Annotated in this window: 16 protein-coding genes and 1 riboswitch; of the genes, 15 read left to right on the top strand and 1 reads right to left on the bottom strand. The window is 33.3% G+C overall.

Translation table 11 applies throughout. The annotated features are described in order from the left end of the window. Nucleotides 1–6: 6 nt before the first annotated feature. Nucleotides 7–122: riboswitch (FMN riboswitch) on the top strand. An 82-nt stretch (nucleotides 123–204) separates the two neighbouring features. The 8 genes from FOD82_RS04085 to FOD82_RS04120 all read left to right on the top strand — a co-directional run bounded on the left by FOD82_RS04085 (nucleotide 205) and on the right by FOD82_RS04120 (nucleotide 8,024). Continuing rightward, complete coding sequence (locus FOD82_RS04085) at nucleotides 205–897, top strand: ECF transporter S component (protein WP_144355217.1); 693 nt, start codon at nucleotides 205–207, stop codon at nucleotides 895–897. Nucleotides 898–994: 97 nt separating this feature from the next. Continuing rightward, a complete protein-coding gene (locus FOD82_RS04090; RefSeq protein ID WP_144355218.1) occupies nucleotides 995–1,519 on the top strand; it encodes an SAG1386/EF1546 family surface-associated protein in 525 nt (174 codons plus the stop codon). Nucleotides 1,520–1,564: 45 nt separating this feature from the next. Beyond that, nucleotides 1,565–2,224: a (d)CMP kinase gene (gene cmk / locus FOD82_RS04095; RefSeq protein WP_144355219.1), complete on the top strand. Its 660-nt coding sequence runs from the start codon at nucleotides 1,565–1,567 to the stop codon at nucleotides 2,222–2,224. Between the two features lie 84 nt (nucleotides 2,225–2,308). Continuing rightward, entirely contained in the window at nucleotides 2,309–3,511 is a 1,203-nt protein-coding gene (gene rpsA, locus FOD82_RS04100) for a 30S ribosomal protein S1 (protein WP_144355220.1), read from the top strand. Nucleotides 3,512–3,583: 72 nt separating this feature from the next. Next, on the top strand, nucleotides 3,584–4,891 hold the full coding sequence (gene der / locus FOD82_RS04105; RefSeq protein ID WP_144355221.1) for a ribosome biogenesis GTPase Der: 1,308 nt from the start codon (nucleotides 3,584–3,586) through the stop codon (nucleotides 4,889–4,891). 115 nt (nucleotides 4,892–5,006) lie between these two features. Beyond that, nucleotides 5,007–5,285 (top strand): HU family DNA-binding protein, encoded by a 279-nt coding sequence (locus FOD82_RS04110; protein ID WP_144355222.1) that lies wholly within the window; start codon nucleotides 5,007–5,009, stop codon nucleotides 5,283–5,285. An 80-nt stretch (nucleotides 5,286–5,365) separates the two neighbouring features. Continuing rightward, the gene (locus FOD82_RS04115) at nucleotides 5,366–6,619 is read left to right on the top strand and encodes a tetratricopeptide repeat protein (protein WP_144355223.1); all 1,254 of its coding nucleotides are present in this window, start codon (nucleotides 5,366–5,368) and stop codon (nucleotides 6,617–6,619) included. A 205-nt stretch (nucleotides 6,620–6,824) separates the two neighbouring features. Beyond that, nucleotides 6,825–8,024 carry a CCA tRNA nucleotidyltransferase gene (locus tag FOD82_RS04120; RefSeq protein WP_144355224.1) on the top strand — a complete coding sequence of 400 codons (1,200 nt, stop codon included), beginning with the start codon at nucleotides 6,825–6,827 and terminating at the stop codon, nucleotides 8,022–8,024. Between the two features lie 35 nt (nucleotides 8,025–8,059). Here FOD82_RS04120 and FOD82_RS04125 read toward each other — a convergent pair whose 3' ends face one another. Then, nucleotides 8,060–8,725 carry a hemolysin III family protein gene (locus FOD82_RS04125; protein ID WP_144355225.1) on the bottom strand — a complete coding sequence of 222 codons (666 nt, stop codon included), beginning with the start codon at nucleotides 8,723–8,725 and terminating at the stop codon, nucleotides 8,060–8,062. Nucleotides 8,726–8,845: 120 nt separating this feature from the next. Here FOD82_RS04125 and FOD82_RS04130 point away from each other — a divergent pair, with 120 nt between their 5' ends. From FOD82_RS04130 to topA, 7 genes are read left to right on the top strand one after another with little or no spacing between them, the layout of a single operon-like run. After that, entirely contained in the window at nucleotides 8,846–9,697 is an 852-nt protein-coding gene (locus FOD82_RS04130) for a DegV family protein (protein WP_144355226.1), read from the top strand. Between the two features lie 3 nt (nucleotides 9,698–9,700). Beyond that, on the top strand, nucleotides 9,701–9,931 hold the full coding sequence (locus FOD82_RS04135; RefSeq protein ID WP_144355227.1) for a YozE family protein: 231 nt from the start codon (nucleotides 9,701–9,703) through the stop codon (nucleotides 9,929–9,931). A gap of 51 nt (nucleotides 9,932–9,982) precedes the next feature. After that, nucleotides 9,983–11,575 (top strand): cation:proton antiporter, encoded by a 1,593-nt coding sequence (locus FOD82_RS04140; protein WP_144355228.1) that lies wholly within the window; start codon nucleotides 9,983–9,985, stop codon nucleotides 11,573–11,575. Between the two features lie 26 nt (nucleotides 11,576–11,601). Next, the gene (gene ylqF, locus FOD82_RS04145) at nucleotides 11,602–12,453 is read left to right on the top strand and encodes a ribosome biogenesis GTPase YlqF (RefSeq protein ID WP_144355229.1); all 852 of its coding nucleotides are present in this window, start codon (nucleotides 11,602–11,604) and stop codon (nucleotides 12,451–12,453) included. After that, nucleotides 12,443–13,198 carry a ribonuclease HII gene (locus tag FOD82_RS04150; protein ID WP_144355230.1) on the top strand — a complete coding sequence of 252 codons (756 nt, stop codon included), beginning with the start codon at nucleotides 12,443–12,445 and terminating at the stop codon, nucleotides 13,196–13,198. The genes ylqF and FOD82_RS04150 overlap by 11 nt, the downstream gene beginning before the upstream one ends. Nucleotides 13,199–13,249: 51 nt before the next feature. Then, nucleotides 13,250–14,128: a DNA-processing protein DprA gene (gene dprA / locus FOD82_RS04155; protein WP_144355231.1), complete on the top strand. Its 879-nt coding sequence runs from the start codon at nucleotides 13,250–13,252 to the stop codon at nucleotides 14,126–14,128. Nucleotides 14,129–14,165: 37 nt separating this feature from the next. Then, nucleotides 14,166–16,286, top strand: a complete 2,121-nt coding sequence (gene topA, locus FOD82_RS04160; RefSeq protein WP_144355232.1) for a type I DNA topoisomerase — start codon at nucleotides 14,166–14,168, stop codon at nucleotides 16,284–16,286. Nucleotides 16,287–16,304: the final 18 nt, after the last annotated feature.

Raw genomic sequence — 16,304 nt, forward strand, 5'->3', positions numbered from 1 at the left:
TAAGTTTGTTGTCTTCAGGGCAGGGTGAAAGTCCCGACCGGCGGTGGAAGTCCGCGACCCACTTAGGTGGCTGAATCCGAGTAAGGATACCGATAGTATAGTCTAGATGGAAGAAGACAGGCTTAGTTAAAAGAGGATATGCTTACTTTTAATAAGGTCTGTTGCTGAAGCGACAGACCTGTTTTTATACGGAGGTAAGCAATTATGGAGAACGTTAATAAACGCTCTAGCAGTTTAGCTAATATTATTGCGTATGCATTAATTGGAGCTATTTCATTTGTAGTAATGAAGTTTGAAATTCCAATCATGCCAGGAGTTGGATTTTTAAAGTTTGATTTTTCTGATGTAATAATTACAATAGGGATGTTCATTTTTGGAGCAGTTCCAGGTATTTTTATTGCACTTATCAGATCATTGTTGAGTTTGATTTTTAGCGGTTTTAATCCTATGAGCATTGTAGGACAGTTAGCAGCTTTTTTAGCATCAATTTCATTTGCAATACCATTTTATGTGTTATCAAAGAATATAACAAAAACAAATCGTAAAACTTTAAAAGGATATTTAATGCCAATTTTTGGATTAGTACTTGGTATTGTAGCAATGACAGCAATTTTATCCTTGCTGAATGCTTTTATTTTGACACCGATGTATGCTTTATTTTCAGTTCCTAATCTTCCATCTATTGGAAGTTATGGTGCTTTAATGAATTTTACCGAAAAAGTATATTTAGGACAGTTTTTGCATTTACCATCACTGAATGCCTATATATTTGGGATAATTGTTCCGTTTAATTTACTTAAAGGTGTAATTAATAGTATAGTGGTATATTTACTTTTTGAAGCCACGCTAAAAAACATTAAACCTTTTGTGAGACGAAGATTTAATATAAATAACTAATTTTAAAGATCAGCTTTTGGCTGGTCTTTTTTGGTATTCAAAGAAACAATTAATTGTGCTAAAATTAAGCAGTTAAGTGGATTGGAGGAAATTCCAAATGGATCAAAAACCAAAAGGACCATACAAGCATGTTGAACGACCAACTGAGTCTAGAGTTAATTCCCATGATGATAATATGGGATCAAGTCGTTGGGGTGCAATAATTATAATATTAATTGTCATTATTATTGCCCTGATCCCTATTGTTCATAAATTTGCTTCTGAGCGTCAAAAAAGCGCTGCTCAGCCAGCCAAAACTACTATGGTGGCAAACTCATCTTCTAAAAAGAAGAATGCGTCTAAACCTAAAATAAAGGCTAAAAAGAGCAAAAATAAGCAAACTGCAGTTTCTAGCTCGCTTAAATCAAGTTCGATGAGTAGTTCTTCAAGCTCTGAAACTATGCAATCCAGTTCTTCATCTGCTGAAACTCCGAAGGTTTATGTTGTGCAAGAAGGCGATACACTCTCAAGTATTGCCGCTAAACATGGCATGAGTGTTAGCGCTTTAGCAGATTTGAATGATTTAGATTCAGATTCAGGCGTTAATGCTGGTCAAACACTTAAGCTGCAAGATGAGCAGTAAATTTTGAGAAAGGATAGAAAAGTTGAATAACTTTTCTTATGTGAAATGCAAGTAGCAATTGATGGTCCTGCATCAGCAGGAAAAAGTACAGTCGCAAAAATTATTGCGAAAAAATTGTCATTTGTATATATCGACACTGGTGCAATGTATCGTGCTTGTACCGTCATCGCACGTAATCATGGATTAGATTATGGTGATGAAGCCGGTATTTTAAAGGCAATTGATGAGGATGGAATTGAATTGAAATCTGAAAATGGTGAACAAAAAGTTTATTCAGATGGCAAGGATATTTCTCTTGAGATTCGCACACCAGATATTTCCGCTAATGTATCCCAAGTATCAGCTTTAGCTGGTGTACGTGAAAAGATGGTTGATTTGCAAAGAAATATGGCAGGTCATACTAATGTTATTATGGATGGACGAGATATTGGAACTACAGTGCTTCCAAATGCAGAGGTAAAGATTTTTTTAGTTGCATCTGCAAAATCACGCGCTGAACGTCGTCTTTTAGATTTTAAAGAACGTGGTATTCAAACTGATCAGACAGTTGAAGAAATTGAAAAAGATATCGCGGCTAGAGATTATAAGGATTCTCATAGAAAAATTTCACCTTTAAAAAAGGCAAATGATGCTATTGAGATTGATACAACTAGCATGACAATTGATCAAGTTGTTGATGAAATCTTAAATAAAATAAAAAAATAAATAAAAAAGTAAAAAAATAAGCCAAAACAGTAGAAAAATATCTGATTTTCATTTAAAATGGGACATGATATTTGGGAGGTACATATGTCAGAAAACAGTAATCAATTTTTAGACGCATTAAAGCAAATGCAAGGAGTTGAGGTCGGAGATATTGTCGATGTCGAAGTTTTAGACGTTGAAGACGGCCAAATCGATGTTGGTGTAGAAAACGCCGGTGTTGAAGGTGTAATCACTCGCCGTGAATTCACTGCAGACCGTAATGCAGACTTACGTGACTTAGTTAAGTCTGGCGACAAGTTCAAGGCCTTGGTATTAAGAAGAGCTGGTGGCGATAAGGAAAATGGTGAATTTTTCTTTTCAGTTACTCGCTTGAAGGAAAGAGAAGCTTACGATAAGTTACAAAAGGACTACGAAGAAGGTAATCCAATTGAAGGTACTGTAACTTCATCAGTACGTGGTGGTTTACTTGTTGATGTTGGTACTCGTGGTTTCTTACCAGCTTCACTTATTTCAAACCGTTATGTTTCAGATTTGAAGCCTTACATTGGTAAGACAATGAAGCTTAAGATCACTGAAATCGATCCAAACAAGAATCGTTTGATTCTTTCACACAAGGACTTGATTGAAGAAGAACGTGAAGAAGCATTTGAAAGTGTTGCATCACAATTAGTTGTGGGTGACGTAATCGAAGGTAAGGTTTCACGTTTAACTAACTTCGGTGCATTCATCGATGTTGGTGGTGTAGACGGTTTAGTACACATTTCAGAAATTTCTTACAAGCATGTTGATAAGCCAAGTGATGTATTAAAGGCTGGTCAAGATGTTAAGGTTAAAGTTATCGGTATTGACGATGACAGACATCGTATCTCCTTGTCAATTAAGCAAACAGAACCTTCACCATTTGAACAAGCAACTGCTGACTTAACTGAAGGTGATGTTTTTGAAGGTGAAGTTAAGTCATTAACTAACTTTGGTGCATTTGTTGAAGTTGCTGACGGTATTCAAGGTTTGGTACACGTTTCAGAAATTTCAAGCAAGCACGTTGACAAGCCAAGCGATGTATTGAAGGTTGGTCAAACTGTTAAGGTTAAGGTATTGAGCATTGACCCTAACGATAGAAGAATCTCACTTTCAATCAAGGCTGCAGATCCTAACGCTTCATCAGAAGGTTCTCGTCCACGTCGTTCACGCAATGAAAACTCAGTAAATAAGAAGTACATGAGCAGTGACGACAACGGCTTTGCATTGGGTGACATTATTGGTGACCAATTAAAGGACCGTCAATAATCATATGATAAAAAAGCCGACAATGTCGGCTTTTTTTATTAATTAAAATAATTTATTTAAGGAGGCGGAAATATGGTTTTACCAGTGGTAGCAATCGTTGGTCGTCCAAATGTTGGAAAATCAACATTATTTAACCGTATAATTAATGAACGTTTAGCAATCGTAGAAGATAAACCCGGAGTGACTCGTGATCGAAATTATGCTCAAGCTACATGGTTAGGACGTAAGTTTGATGTAATTGATACAGGTGGGATTACTTGGGAAGATGGTAAGATTGAAGAAGAAATTCGTGCTCAAGCAGAAATTGCCATCGAAGAAGCAGATGTAATTGTTATGTTAACTAGTGTGGTTAATGGGGTAACGGATTTAGATGAAAAGGTAGCTCAGCTTTTATATAGAACTAAAAAGCCGGTTATTTTAGCAGTTAACAAAGCCGATAATCCTGAACAAAGAGCCAATATTTATGATTTCTATAGTTTGGGCTTAGGTGATCCAATTCCTGTTTCAAGTAGTCATGGGACAGGTATTGGTGATTTGCTTGATAAAATTGTGAGTGAATTCCCACAAGATCTGGATCGTAAAGATGATGATGTAATTTCTTTTAGTATGATTGGACGTCCTAATGTCGGAAAGTCATCTATTGTTAATAAACTTTTAGGAGAAAAACGTGTAATTGTTGCTAATGAAGAGGGCACTACTAGAGATGCAGTAGATACTCCTTTTGTAGCTGACGATACAAAGTTTAAGCTTATCGATACTGCAGGAATCCGTCGTAGAGGGAAAGTTTACGAAAAAACCGAAAAGTACTCTGTTTTACGTGCTATGAGCGCAATTGAACGTTCAGATGTGGTTTGTTTGGTTCTTGATGCAAGTACTGGTATTCGAGAACAAGACAAGCACGTAGCCGGATATGCACATGAAGCGGGTCGTGGAATCATTATTTTAGTTAATAAGTGGGATTTGCCGGAAAAAAATAGTACTAGTGCTAAAGACTTTGAAAAAGTTATTAGACAAGAATTTCAATATCTTGATTATGCGCCAATCTTATTTGTATCTGCAAAAACAGGTCAAAGATTAGAACAAATTCCTAAGATGGTTAAAAAAGTATACAAAAATCAAAATCAACGAATTCAATCTAGTGTACTTAACGATTTGCTTCTTGAAGCAAGTAAACTTGTACCAACTCCTTTAGTAAAAGGCAAGAGATTACGTGTATACTATATGACTCAGGTTAAAACTGATCCTCCAACATTTGTAGTATTTGTTAATGACCCTGAATTAATGCACTTTTCATATCAAAGATTCTTAATAAATCAATTACGTGAAAATTTTGATTTCACAGGTACACCTATTAAAATTATTCCACGTAAACGAAAATAGTAATAAATATTGTATAAAAACTTGTTACAGTAAGGTTTTTATGATATTTTTGTTTAGTAATAAAATTTTCTTTAATTATTCGTAATTTAGAAAATTTTTAGGAGGTGAATTGAATATGGCAAATAAGGCGGAATTGATTTCAGAAGTTGTTAATGCAACTGATATGAAGAAGAAACAAGCTACTGCAGTTGTAGATGCAATCTTTGGTGCAATCCAAAAGAACCTTGCAGAAGGTAATAAAGTTCAAATGATTGGTTTCGGTACTTTTGAAGTACGTCATCGTGCAGCCCGTAAGGGTCGTAACCCACAAACTGGTGATGAAATTGAAATCCCAGCAAGCAATGTACCAGCATTTAAAGCTGGTAAAGCTCTTAAGGATGCAGTGAAGGATTAATTTGCTTCTTAATTTAAAAGCACTTGGTTTTGTACCAAGTGCTTTTTTGTGTAAAATATAAACTTGGATGGAGGGAAAATATGACTTACTCAGAACAATTATTAGATGCAATTGAAAATCATGATTTTTCACAAGAAAAGATTTTACTTAAACAAGCACTTGATAACGATAAACCAGAAGTATTAGCTTCACTTGCTGAAAATTTAACTAATTATGGCTTTACTAATTTATCTAAGGAAGTTTATCGTGCATTAATTGCTAAATTTCCTAAAGAGGATTTATTTAAGGTCTATTTAGCTGAAATTTTGTTAAATGATGGTAATGATGATGATGGATTATCTTTGTTATATGATGTTTCTGAAGATTCAGCTGCTTATTTAGATAGTTTATTGATTCAAGCAGACTATTATCAAACTAATGGTTTTATTGAAACTGCAAAAAGCAAATTAGTGAAGGCACTTAAATTAGCTCCTGATGAAGTTGCAATTAAGTTTGGCTTAGCAGAATTAGATTACATGAGCGGTGAATATGAAGAAGCATTAGCTTTATATCAAGATTTGGTAAAAACTCAAAAAACTTTTGGTGAAGTAAATTTAGTTCAGCGTGAGTTTCAAACTATGGCCAAATTAGGTCGCTATGAAGATGCTGCGGAAGTTATTCGCAATAATAGTAGTGCTATTTTGGATATTGATAGTAAGTATCAGGCAGGTCTTGTGATGCTTTCGGTGAATGATGATGATCAAGCTATTAAATATCTTGATGAAGTTATTGATCAAAGTCCAGACTATGTTAATGCTTATCCTTTATTAGCGCAAGCATATCAGTATAAACATGATGATGATCAAGTTTTGCGATCTGCTCAAGCGGGTCTTGCTTATAACGAATTAGATGAAACTTTATATTCGTTAGGAGCTAAAGCAGCTGCTAATTTAAACGATTTATCTACTGCGGAAGATTTATTAAAAAAGGGATTAGAAATAGCCCCAGATAATAGTGATTTGAGACTACAATTATCTAACTTGTATTTGCATGAAAATAAGAATGAAGAAAATTTAGATTTATTCCAAAACTTAAATGATGATGAAATAGAGCCACAGGCTCACTGGAATATGGCATTGTCATATGAAGAAATGGATAATCGTGAAAAAGCAAGGGGAGAGTTCTTGTTAGCTTATCCCGATTTTAAAAATAATTCAGATTTCTTAAAGCAAATGATTGTTTTCTTTAATAATGAAGCTGGTTCAAAAGATGTAGTTAAACAGTTGCTACAAAACTACTTAAAATTAGTTCCAGAAGATGATGAGATGCAAGATTTATATAATCAATATCTATAAAAAATAAAATCTAGCTGATTAGCAGTTAGATTTTATTTTTTTGTTAATATTTTTATAATAAGTTGTTACTAAATTAAAAAACAAACAATAAAAATAAAACTAACAAAAAAAATAAAACTAACAAAAAAGAAGTCACACCCAAAATTAAATAATGCGATATAATAAAAGTTAAACGCTAAATTAATAAGAAAAATGAGTTGGTTTAATAATGAAAATAGAAAATTTACCAAAAATATTTATGCAGGCTATGCCTGTTCTAAAAAAATTAGAAGATGCTGGGTTTGAAGCCTACTTTGTGGGTGGTTCTGTACGAGATTTACTATTGAACAGACATATTCATGATGTAGATATTGCAACTAGTGCTTATCCAGAAGAAGTAAAAGAATTGTTTGAAAAGACAATTGATACAGGTATTAAGCATGGAACAGTTACAGTTTTGTTTAATAGAGAAAGCTATGAAATTACTACTTTTAGAACGGAATCTGGTTATCAGGACTATCGTAGACCTGATCATGTTACTTTTGTACAAAACCTAGATGAAGACTTAAAAAGACGAGATTTTACTATCAATGCTTTAGCAATGAATACTGATGGAGAAGTTATTGACTTATTTAATGGTTTAGAAGATTTGAAAAAGCGTGTTATACGAGCTGTGGGAAATCCCGAGACGCGCTTTCATGAAGATGCTCTTAGAATGATGCGTGCAGTAAGATTCATGAGTCAGTTAGAGTTTAATCTAGAAGAAAATACACAACAAGCTATTAAAGATAATCATAAGTTATTACAAAAAATTTCAGTTGAAAGAATTCGCGATGAATTTGTAAAAATGGGATTGGGACCTCATTCAAGACAAGCCTTTCAAATATTTTTGGATACTAAATTAAGTGAAAATGTACCTGATTTTGCTGGAAAGAGTAACTTATTAGCTGTTTTTCCAAGTTTGAAATTTAATCCTACTTTGGAAACAAGTCTTTGGTCAATTATAATCATTTTATTAAAATTGCCTAATAATAAGATAACTGGTTTTATGCGAGACTGGAAAAACTCCAATGCAACTACTGATTCAGTTGAAAGAATCGTGGAACTATTTGATTTATTGGCAGAAAGAATTCCAAGTGATTATGAACTATTTAAGATAGGGCAAGATACACTCCTTAATACTATTGATGTAGCGCATATTTTAGGTCAACCAATTGATTCAAAAGTATTAGTTGATCGTTATACCTCTTTGCCGATAAAAAATGCTTCTGAGCTTGCTATAGATGGCAGATTTCTTATTCAGCAAGGAGTTCGACCTGGTCCCAAATTAGGGATAATGCTTGATAAAATTAAAGAAAAAGTTGTTTCCAATGAATTAGATAATTCAGAAGTAGCAATCAAAAAATTTATAAAAGAACAAAATTAATAAAAATAAAGAGTCAGGATAAAATCCTGGCTCTTTTAAACATACAGTAAAATTGAAAAGTACATTAAAATCGATCCCAACATTACGAACATATGCCAAATTACATGAATAAATGGTACATTACGCATTGTAAATAATATTGCACCTACTGTATAAGCTACTCCACCACTAACTAATAACCAAAATCCTACTGGACTAAGTCGCACATAAAGATAGCCTCCTGATAAAATTACTAGCCAACCCATAGCGACATATAAAATAGTATCAAATATTACATGTTTTCCACGATTAAAAATATAATATAAAATACCAAAAATAGTTAATCCCCAAATTAATCCAAATAAAGTCCAGCCCCATGCGCCACCAATTGCAACTAAGGAATATGGAGTATAGGATCCAGCAATCAATAGAAAAATAGATGAATGATCAAATATTTGAAAAACATTTTTTGCTTTTGTAAAAATCAAACTATGGTATAAAGTGGAGAATAAATATAACAGAACTAAGCATGAACCATAAATAGTAAAAGTTACAATTCTCATCGCACTTCCTGTATGAGCAGCTCTTACAATAAGTACTACTAATCCAGCGACAGATAATCCAAATCCTATTCCATGAGTTATAGCGCTAAAAATATTGTCTAAAATATAGTATGTTTTGGAGCGTTCTTTTGGTTCTTGCCATAGCTCTTTTAAATTCATAATTATTTTTATCATCCTTTTTCTAGTTTTTTTAATTAATTTTTTTGATATACTAGCTTATATACATGCTTATATTTTATCACAGGATAAAAAAGTATATTAGAATTGAGGGCGAATACATTGTCAAAAATTAAAATTATGACAGATTCATCTGTTCAACTAACACCAGAAGAAATTGAAAAATACAACATTACAGTTGTTCCATTGTCGATTTCTATAGATGGTAAGACTTATATTGATGGAGTAGATATAAGCCGTAGCGACTTTGTACGCAAAATGAATGAAGCTAAAAACCTTCCACAAACTAGTCAACCGCCAATAGGACGTTTTGCTGAAACAATTAAAACTCTTACAAAAGATGGCAGTGAAGTAGTTGGAATTTTCTTGGCAAAAGCACTTAGTGGTACAATTGATGCAGCAAGACAAGCAGCAGAAATTGCAGGACAATCAGACCATGTTCACTTGGTTGATTCAGAGTTAACTGACCGCGCTGAAGGATTTCAGGTTCTAGCAGCTGCCAAAGATGCACAAGAAGGCAAAAGTATTGAAGAGATTCTTAAACATGTTGACGAAATCAAAAAGAGTCAAAAATTACGAATGATGGTTGTTGACTTGAAGAACTTGATTAAGGGTGGACGTCTTGGCGCTTTATCAGGAAAGATTGCTACACTTCTTAATATTAGAATTGAACTTCATATGCCAAATGGACAGTTAATTGTTGCTAAAAAAGGACGTGGCAAAAAATTTTCAAAGGCATTTGATGAACGAGTTTTAGCTGATATTGAAGCAAATAAAGATAGAATCCCAGAAGTAGGGATTTCTTATGTAGATACTCCAGAAGCTATGGAAGAATTAGCTGATAAAATTCGAGCAATTAATCCTAATATTAATGTCTTGGTTCAAGAAACTAGTCCGATAATTGCAACTCACGCAGGAAATGGTGCTTATGCAATTCTTTATTATACGGAGTAACTTATGGCTTATCGAGAAAGTTTTTATCGTTATTTAATGACTCTTAGAGATCCAGATTCTAAGAGTGAAATATCTCAGTTTGCAAATAATGCACAGCATGATATGACTTTTCCTAAGCAGGAACAGGATTATGAAAAACTGTCCGATTATTTAGAACTGAATGGAAGTTATTTAGCAAGTATGTCAGTGTTTGATGAAGCATATAGAATGTATGAAGACAAAATGGCATATTAGAAGATGGTCGTCCTTATAGGGGGGCTTTTTTTATTGAAAGGAGTTACATATATGCAGATACTTTATGGCATAACACTTTTAGTTTTAAGCTCTTGCTTGGCTATGATTGTTCAAAATTGGCTTTTTCGTAAAATTTCAGTAAACTATGTAGCTTTAATGATTGGGATCTTGATAGCATTAATTCCTCAAATTAATACTGAAATATTTATTGGAAATCCAGAAGTGTTTATGGGATTAATTGTAGCACCTTTGTTGTTTTTCGAAGGTCAAAATAATAGCTTATATGCAATTGCTCGACGTTGGAAGTCGATTGTCAGTATTACAGTTGTTATGATTATTATTGCAACTGTGGTAGCAGCTTTTGGAATAAAATGGTTGATAGGACTTGCTTTACCACTAAGTTTTATCCTAGCTGCAATTTCAACTCCAACTGATGCTACAGCTACAGAATCAGTTATCCACGGTCTAAAAATGCCAAGCAAAGTCAGCAAATATTTACAAAATGAATCCTTATTTAATGACGCCTCGGGAATTATTTTATTAGAAATGGCAACAACATGGTATTTATCCAAAAAGCTCGAAATAACACACACTGTAACTAGTTTTTTGTATTCTGCTGGTGGAGGAATTATTCTAGGATTAATGGTAGCAGGTATTTTAGTTATATTTAGACAAAAATTAGTACGTACTGATTTACGGTTCGTAGAGGGAAGCTACAATCCTGCTAATGCTTTAATTGCCATTTATTTGTTAACACCATTTTTATTATATTATTTTGCAGAATGGCTTCATGTTTCAGGAATTATTGCTGTTGTAGTTGCAGGGTTAGTACATCGTGCTGAATTTGAAAGAAGTCGCTTAACTAATGTATACATGATTTATAATAGTACTCAATTAAGTAACTTTATAAGTGATTTTTTGAATACTATTGTTTTTATTGGATTAGGCTTAACTATAGTAAAAACAAGCAACGGAGCTCTTTTGCCTAATAGAATTGACTTAGCAATTTGGATTGGTATAATTTTATACATTGCTAATATAATAGTTAGGTATTTATATAGCTTTTTTGTGGAAAGATTATCAAATAGAGATGCATGGATTTTTGCTCTTGGAGGGATTCATGGAGCAGTAACATTTGCTTTAGCTTATACACTAGATCATACTTTGATTAGTAATAATAACTTTCACTTGATTTTATTTAGTGAAGCTGTTTTGATAATCTTGAGTATGGTGATTCCGACTATATTATTTAAATTTATTTTACCTAAAGAAAAAACCGATTTAGAACAAGAAGAAGAAATAGATAAAATTAGACGAAAAATGGTCGATTATGCATTAAAAGAACTTGATAAAATTTATCTTCCTAAAAAAATTAGAAAACAGATAAAATTTGATCTTAATGCACAAATTAATGAAACTTCAATGCAGGATTTTTTGCGTGAGTTAAAAAAGTCTATTAGAAATCCAGAACTTTCAGCTAATGAAAGAGAATTTCGAGATGAAGTTTATCGATATGCCTTTAGGTTAGAAAGAAATTATTTAGGTCAAATCGCTCAGCAAAAACAAGAATATCGTAGTAGCTTTAGGTCATTGTATAGGCAAATTTTATTAGCTGAAGTGATATTCTTACATGATGAAGAATAGTTTTTAATAAAAAAGGAGAGAGTATTATGGCAACAATTCAATGGTATCCGGGTCACATGAATAAGGCTCGTAATCAATTAGAAGATAAATTAGGGTTGATTGATGTAATCGTGGAAGTTCTAGATGCAAGAATTCCGCAAGCTTCACGTAATCCAATGATTGAAGAATTGGTAGGTAATAAGCCTCATTTGATTATTTTGAACAAGGCTGACTTAGCAGATCCTGTAATGACTAAATTATGGCAAAAGAAATTACAGCAACCAGGAAAATTCGTAATGGCAATGGATTCACTCCATAACACAAATATGCAAGCTTTAATTCATTTAATAAAAAAAGCTGCTAGTGCTAAAACTAAAAAGTTAGAGGAAAAGGGTGCATCAAACCCTACAATCCGAATTGCTCTGGCAGGGATTCCAAATTGCGGTAAATCGACAATAATCAATCGTTTAGTAGGAAGAAATGTTGCTGAAGTTGGTAATAAGCCCGGAGTAACTAAAGGACAAACCTGGTTAAAAACTAAAACTAATATTCAAATTTTAGATACACCAGGGATTTTATGGCCTAAATTTGAGGATCAAGAAGTAGGCTATAAATTAGCAGCATTTGGTGCAATAAAAGACAGTATTTTCCATGCAGACGATGTAGCTTTATTTGTTTTAAAGAATTTGCGCAAGTATTACATGAATGATTTAGTGAAGTTTGCGCGGACAAGTAAAGAAACAATTGAAAATATTAGTGATCCTGATCTTTTGCTGGCTATGACCAATGTTTATGGGATGAGAGATGACTACGACCGTTTTTCACTTTATATGTTACAAAGATTGAGAAAAGGTAAAATTGGTAGAATTACTTTAGATAGAGTAAAAAATGACAATTAAAGAAATAAAAGAGCTTTTAAATAATGATCAAGTTAGTGACGAAGAATTAAAAAAACTTAGCCAAGATTCTAGAAGTGGTGTTCAAAAATTATTGCAAAGCTATATTAGAAAACAAGAAAAATTAGCTCAAAAAAAGGCAGAATTTTTTACTAGATTTAAATATGAAAAAGAATTTTGGAAAAAAGGACAAATTGTTGCTGGCGTTGATGAAGTAGGTCGAGGACCACTTGCAGGACCTGTAGTTACAGCAGCAGTGATTATTGATGAAAACTTTGATCTTTTAGAAGTTAATGATTCAAAAAAACTGAGTCCCAAAAGAAGGTTAGAATTATATCCTAAAATCTTACAACAAGCTGTAGCTGTAGGAATTGGAGTAAAAAGCGCTAAAGTAATTGATAAAATTAATATTTATGAAGCAGACCGTTTGGCAATGAAAGATGCAGTGCTTAATTTATCACAAAAGCCGGATGCTCTTTTGGTAGATGCGATGAATGTTCCTTTGGATGTTCCTCAAACTGAACTTATTAAAGGGGATGCAAAATCTAATTCAATTGCAGCAGCTTCAATTGTGGCTAAAGTGTTTAGAGATAAATTAATGGATGATTATGATAAAATTTATCCAGAATATGGTTTTTCCAAAAATGCTGGATATGGTACTAAGATCCATATTGCAGCTTTAAACAAATATGGTCCAACTCCAATTCATAGAAAGACCTTTGCCCCTGTAAGCAATAAAGTTAAATAGTAATAAAAAAGTCTCCATTTTTTGACGTAATTGTTAATGGAGGCTTTTACCATGAATACTAAAGAATTTTTATTAAGATTAAAATTGCAAAAGGGTATTGGATACGTTAAGATGCTTCAAATCGCAAGTCAGCTCGATACGGACGAAGTTAATATAGAAAATTTAGAACAAATGCAGCTATCTTTTGACTTGCGTGAAAAGGCGATTAATGCGTATCATAATGATGATTATAAAAGAACTATCGAAAGAATAAATGCTCAGTGTAAAGTTGTCAGTTTTTTTGATGATGAGTATCCAGAAAAATTACGTCAAATTTATCAACCACCTTTGATTTTATTTGCCCGTGGGGATGTAAGTTTGCTACAGCAAAAAATTATTACAATTGTTGGAGCACGTGCTGCTACTGTTTACAGTCAAAATGTAATATCTGAACTTACTCCTAAATTAGTTAAAGAAAATTACGTAATTGCCAGTGGATTAGCAAAAGGAGTAGATCGAATGGCACACGAAGCATCCCTAGCTAATCACGGTAAAACAATTGCTGTTGTTGGTAATGGATTAAATCATTATTATCCTATCCAAAATCAAAATCTTCAAAATGAAATTATAAAATCTGGCTTACTTCTTAGCGAATATCTACCTGATACACCACCTAGACCATTTCGTTTTCCTGAAAGAAATCGTATACTGGCTGGTTTGTCTCAAAGTGTAATTATAACCGAAGCTAGGGAACAATCTGGTTCACTAATCACTGCAAATTTAGCTTTACAAGAAAATCGAGATGTATATGCGGTACCAGGTCCAATAACTAATGATCTTTCAAAAGGACCTAATAAACTAATTGAAGCCGGTGCAATTCCAATAGTAGATTTTAATTTAAGAACAGAAAGATTTGACAATTCCAACACAGGTATTTTATTCTCAAACTAGTAGATTTTTAAAATAATATAAATAAAGGAGGCATTTAATGCCTACTAAAGTAAGTAAACCAAAAAAGAAAACAACTAAAAAACGTAAAAAGACACTAGTAATTGTAGAATCACCTGCAAAAGCTAAAACAATTGAAAAATATCTTGGAAGTAATTATCATGTTATTGCTTCAAAAGGTCATATTCGTGATTTGCCAAAGTCACAAATGGGAATTGACTTTGATAATGATTATAAGCCAAAGTATATTTCAATTCGCGGTAAAGGCGATACAATTAAAGAACTAAAAAAAGAGGCTAAAAAAGCTAAAGATGTTTATTTAGCTTCTGACCCTGATCGTGAAGGAGAAGCTATTGCATGGCATGTAGCTCATGCTTTAGATTTAGATGAAAATGCTAAGAACCGTGTAACTTTTAACGAAGTTACTAAGGATGCTGTAAAAGAAAGTTTTAAACATCCCCGCACCATAGATATGGATACCGTTGATGCACAACAGGCTCGCCGTGTCTTAGATAGAATTGTGGGTTACTCATTATCTCCAATTTTATGGGCTAAAGTTAAAAAGGGACTTAGTGCAGGAAGAGTCCAATCTGTAGCATTGAAATTAGTTATTGATCGCGAAAAAGAAATCAAAAATTTCAAGCCTAAAGAATATTGGACAATAGATGCAGACTTTAAAAAGGATAAAAAACTGTTTAAGTCAAGTTTTTATGGAATAGATGGTAAGAAAAAAGAATTACCAAATAATGACGCTGTTAAAGAAGTCTTAAGTAAAATTGATAAAAAGAAAGACTTTACCGTTGAAAAAGTAGTAACTAGACAGCGCCGTCGTCAGCCAGCAGCTCCATTTACAACTTCAACTATGCAACAAGAAGCTAATAAACGTTTAGGCTATCGAACTAGAAGAACAATGAGCATTGCCCAGCAGCTATATGAGGGAATCAGTTTAGGCAAAGAAGGTACAGTTGGTTTAATTACATATATGAGAACTGACTCTAAGCGTACATCTCCGGTTGCTCAAGCTGAAGCTTCGAAGTTTTTACATGAAAATTATGGTGCTGAATTTGCAGCAAAGAGTCAGCGACATTTTAAAAACCAAGAAGATGCCCAAGATGCGCACGAAGCAATTCGTCCAACAAGTGTTTATAGAACTCCGGACTCATTAAAAAAGGTTTTAACAACTGAACAGTATCGTTTATACAAGCTTATTTGGTCAAGATTCTTAGCAAGTGAAATGACACCAGCTGTTTATGATACTGTAAGAGCAGATATTGTTCAAAATGGTGTGATTTTTAGAACCACTGGTTCAAAAATGAAATTCGCCGGATTTACTAAAGTTTACGATAATCAGCATGAAAAAAATGTTGAATTGCCAAATCTTGAAGAAGGCGACAAAGTTCAATTAGATAAATCTGATAATAAACAACACTTTACTTTGCCACCTGCCCGTTATACTGAAGCAAGTTTGGTTCACGCTCTTGAAGAAAATGGGGTTGGCAGACCTTCAACTTATGCACCAACAATTGATACTATTCAAAGACGCTATTATGTAAAACTTGAAGGACGTTCTATCGTTCCAACAGAATTAGGAGAAATTGTTGACAAATTAATTGAAGAGTTTTTCCCTGATATTGTTAATGTTGATTTTACTGCCCAGCTTGAAGATGACTTAGACAATGTTGAAGGTGGAAAAAAACAATGGACTAATGTAGTAGATAATTACTATCAACCATTGAAAAAAGAACTTGACACTGCAGAAGAAAAGATTGAAAAGATTCAAATTAAAGATGAACCAGCTGGCTTTAACTGTGATATTTGTGGTGCACCTATGGTAATTAAGCTAGGACGATATGGTAAGTTTTATGCTTGTTCACGTTTCCCTGATTGTCGAAATACTAAGCCGATAGTTAAAAAAGTTGGTGTTACTTGTCCAAAGTGTGGTCAAGGTGATGTAATTGAAAAGAAGTCTAAACGTAATCGCAAGTTTTATGGCTGTTCACGTTATCCAGACTGTGATTTTGTATCTTGGGATCAGCCAATTGGGCGTAATTGTCCCAACGATGGTCATTTCTTAGTTCAAAAGAAGACTAAAAAAGGATTAGTAGTATTATGCCCAAATGGTGATTATAAAGAAGAACCAGAAGAAGACAACGAAAATTAAATTATAAAAAACGCATTA

Source organism: Lactobacillus sp. LL6 (assembly GCF_007570935.1).
Lineage (GTDB): Bacteria > Bacillota > Bacilli > Lactobacillales > Lactobacillaceae > Lactobacillus.

What these genes read in the sequence shown, in the direction of transcription:
- FOD82_RS04085 (WP_144355217.1), top strand. Translation starts at nt 205, where the DNA reads ATGGAGAACGTTAATAAACGCTCTAGCAGTTTAGCTAATATTATTGCG.
- FOD82_RS04090 (WP_144355218.1), top strand. Translation starts at nt 995, where the DNA reads ATGGATCAAAAACCAAAAGGACCATACAAGCATGTTGAACGACCAACT.
- cmk (WP_144355219.1), top strand. Translation starts at nt 1,565, where the DNA reads ATGCAAGTAGCAATTGATGGTCCTGCATCAGCAGGAAAAAGTACAGTC.
- rpsA (WP_144355220.1), top strand. Translation starts at nt 2,309, where the DNA reads ATGTCAGAAAACAGTAATCAATTTTTAGACGCATTAAAGCAAATGCAA.
- der (WP_144355221.1), top strand. Translation starts at nt 3,584, where the DNA reads ATGGTTTTACCAGTGGTAGCAATCGTTGGTCGTCCAAATGTTGGAAAA.
- FOD82_RS04110 (WP_144355222.1), top strand. Translation starts at nt 5,007, where the DNA reads ATGGCAAATAAGGCGGAATTGATTTCAGAAGTTGTTAATGCAACTGAT.
- FOD82_RS04115 (WP_144355223.1), top strand. Translation starts at nt 5,366, where the DNA reads ATGACTTACTCAGAACAATTATTAGATGCAATTGAAAATCATGATTTT.
- FOD82_RS04125 (WP_144355225.1), bottom strand. Translation starts at nt 8,725, where the DNA reads ATGAATTTAAAAGAGCTATGGCAAGAACCAAAAGAACGCTCCAAAACA.
- FOD82_RS04135 (WP_144355227.1), top strand. Translation starts at nt 9,701, where the DNA reads ATGGCTTATCGAGAAAGTTTTTATCGTTATTTAATGACTCTTAGAGAT.
- FOD82_RS04140 (WP_144355228.1), top strand. Translation starts at nt 9,983, where the DNA reads ATGCAGATACTTTATGGCATAACACTTTTAGTTTTAAGCTCTTGCTTG.
- ylqF (WP_144355229.1), top strand. Translation starts at nt 11,602, where the DNA reads ATGGCAACAATTCAATGGTATCCGGGTCACATGAATAAGGCTCGTAAT.
- FOD82_RS04150 (WP_144355230.1), top strand. Translation starts at nt 12,443, where the DNA reads ATGACAATTAAAGAAATAAAAGAGCTTTTAAATAATGATCAAGTTAGT.
- dprA (WP_144355231.1), top strand. Translation starts at nt 13,250, where the DNA reads ATGAATACTAAAGAATTTTTATTAAGATTAAAATTGCAAAAGGGTATT.
- topA (WP_144355232.1), top strand. Translation starts at nt 14,166, where the DNA reads ATGCCTACTAAAGTAAGTAAACCAAAAAAGAAAACAACTAAAAAACGT.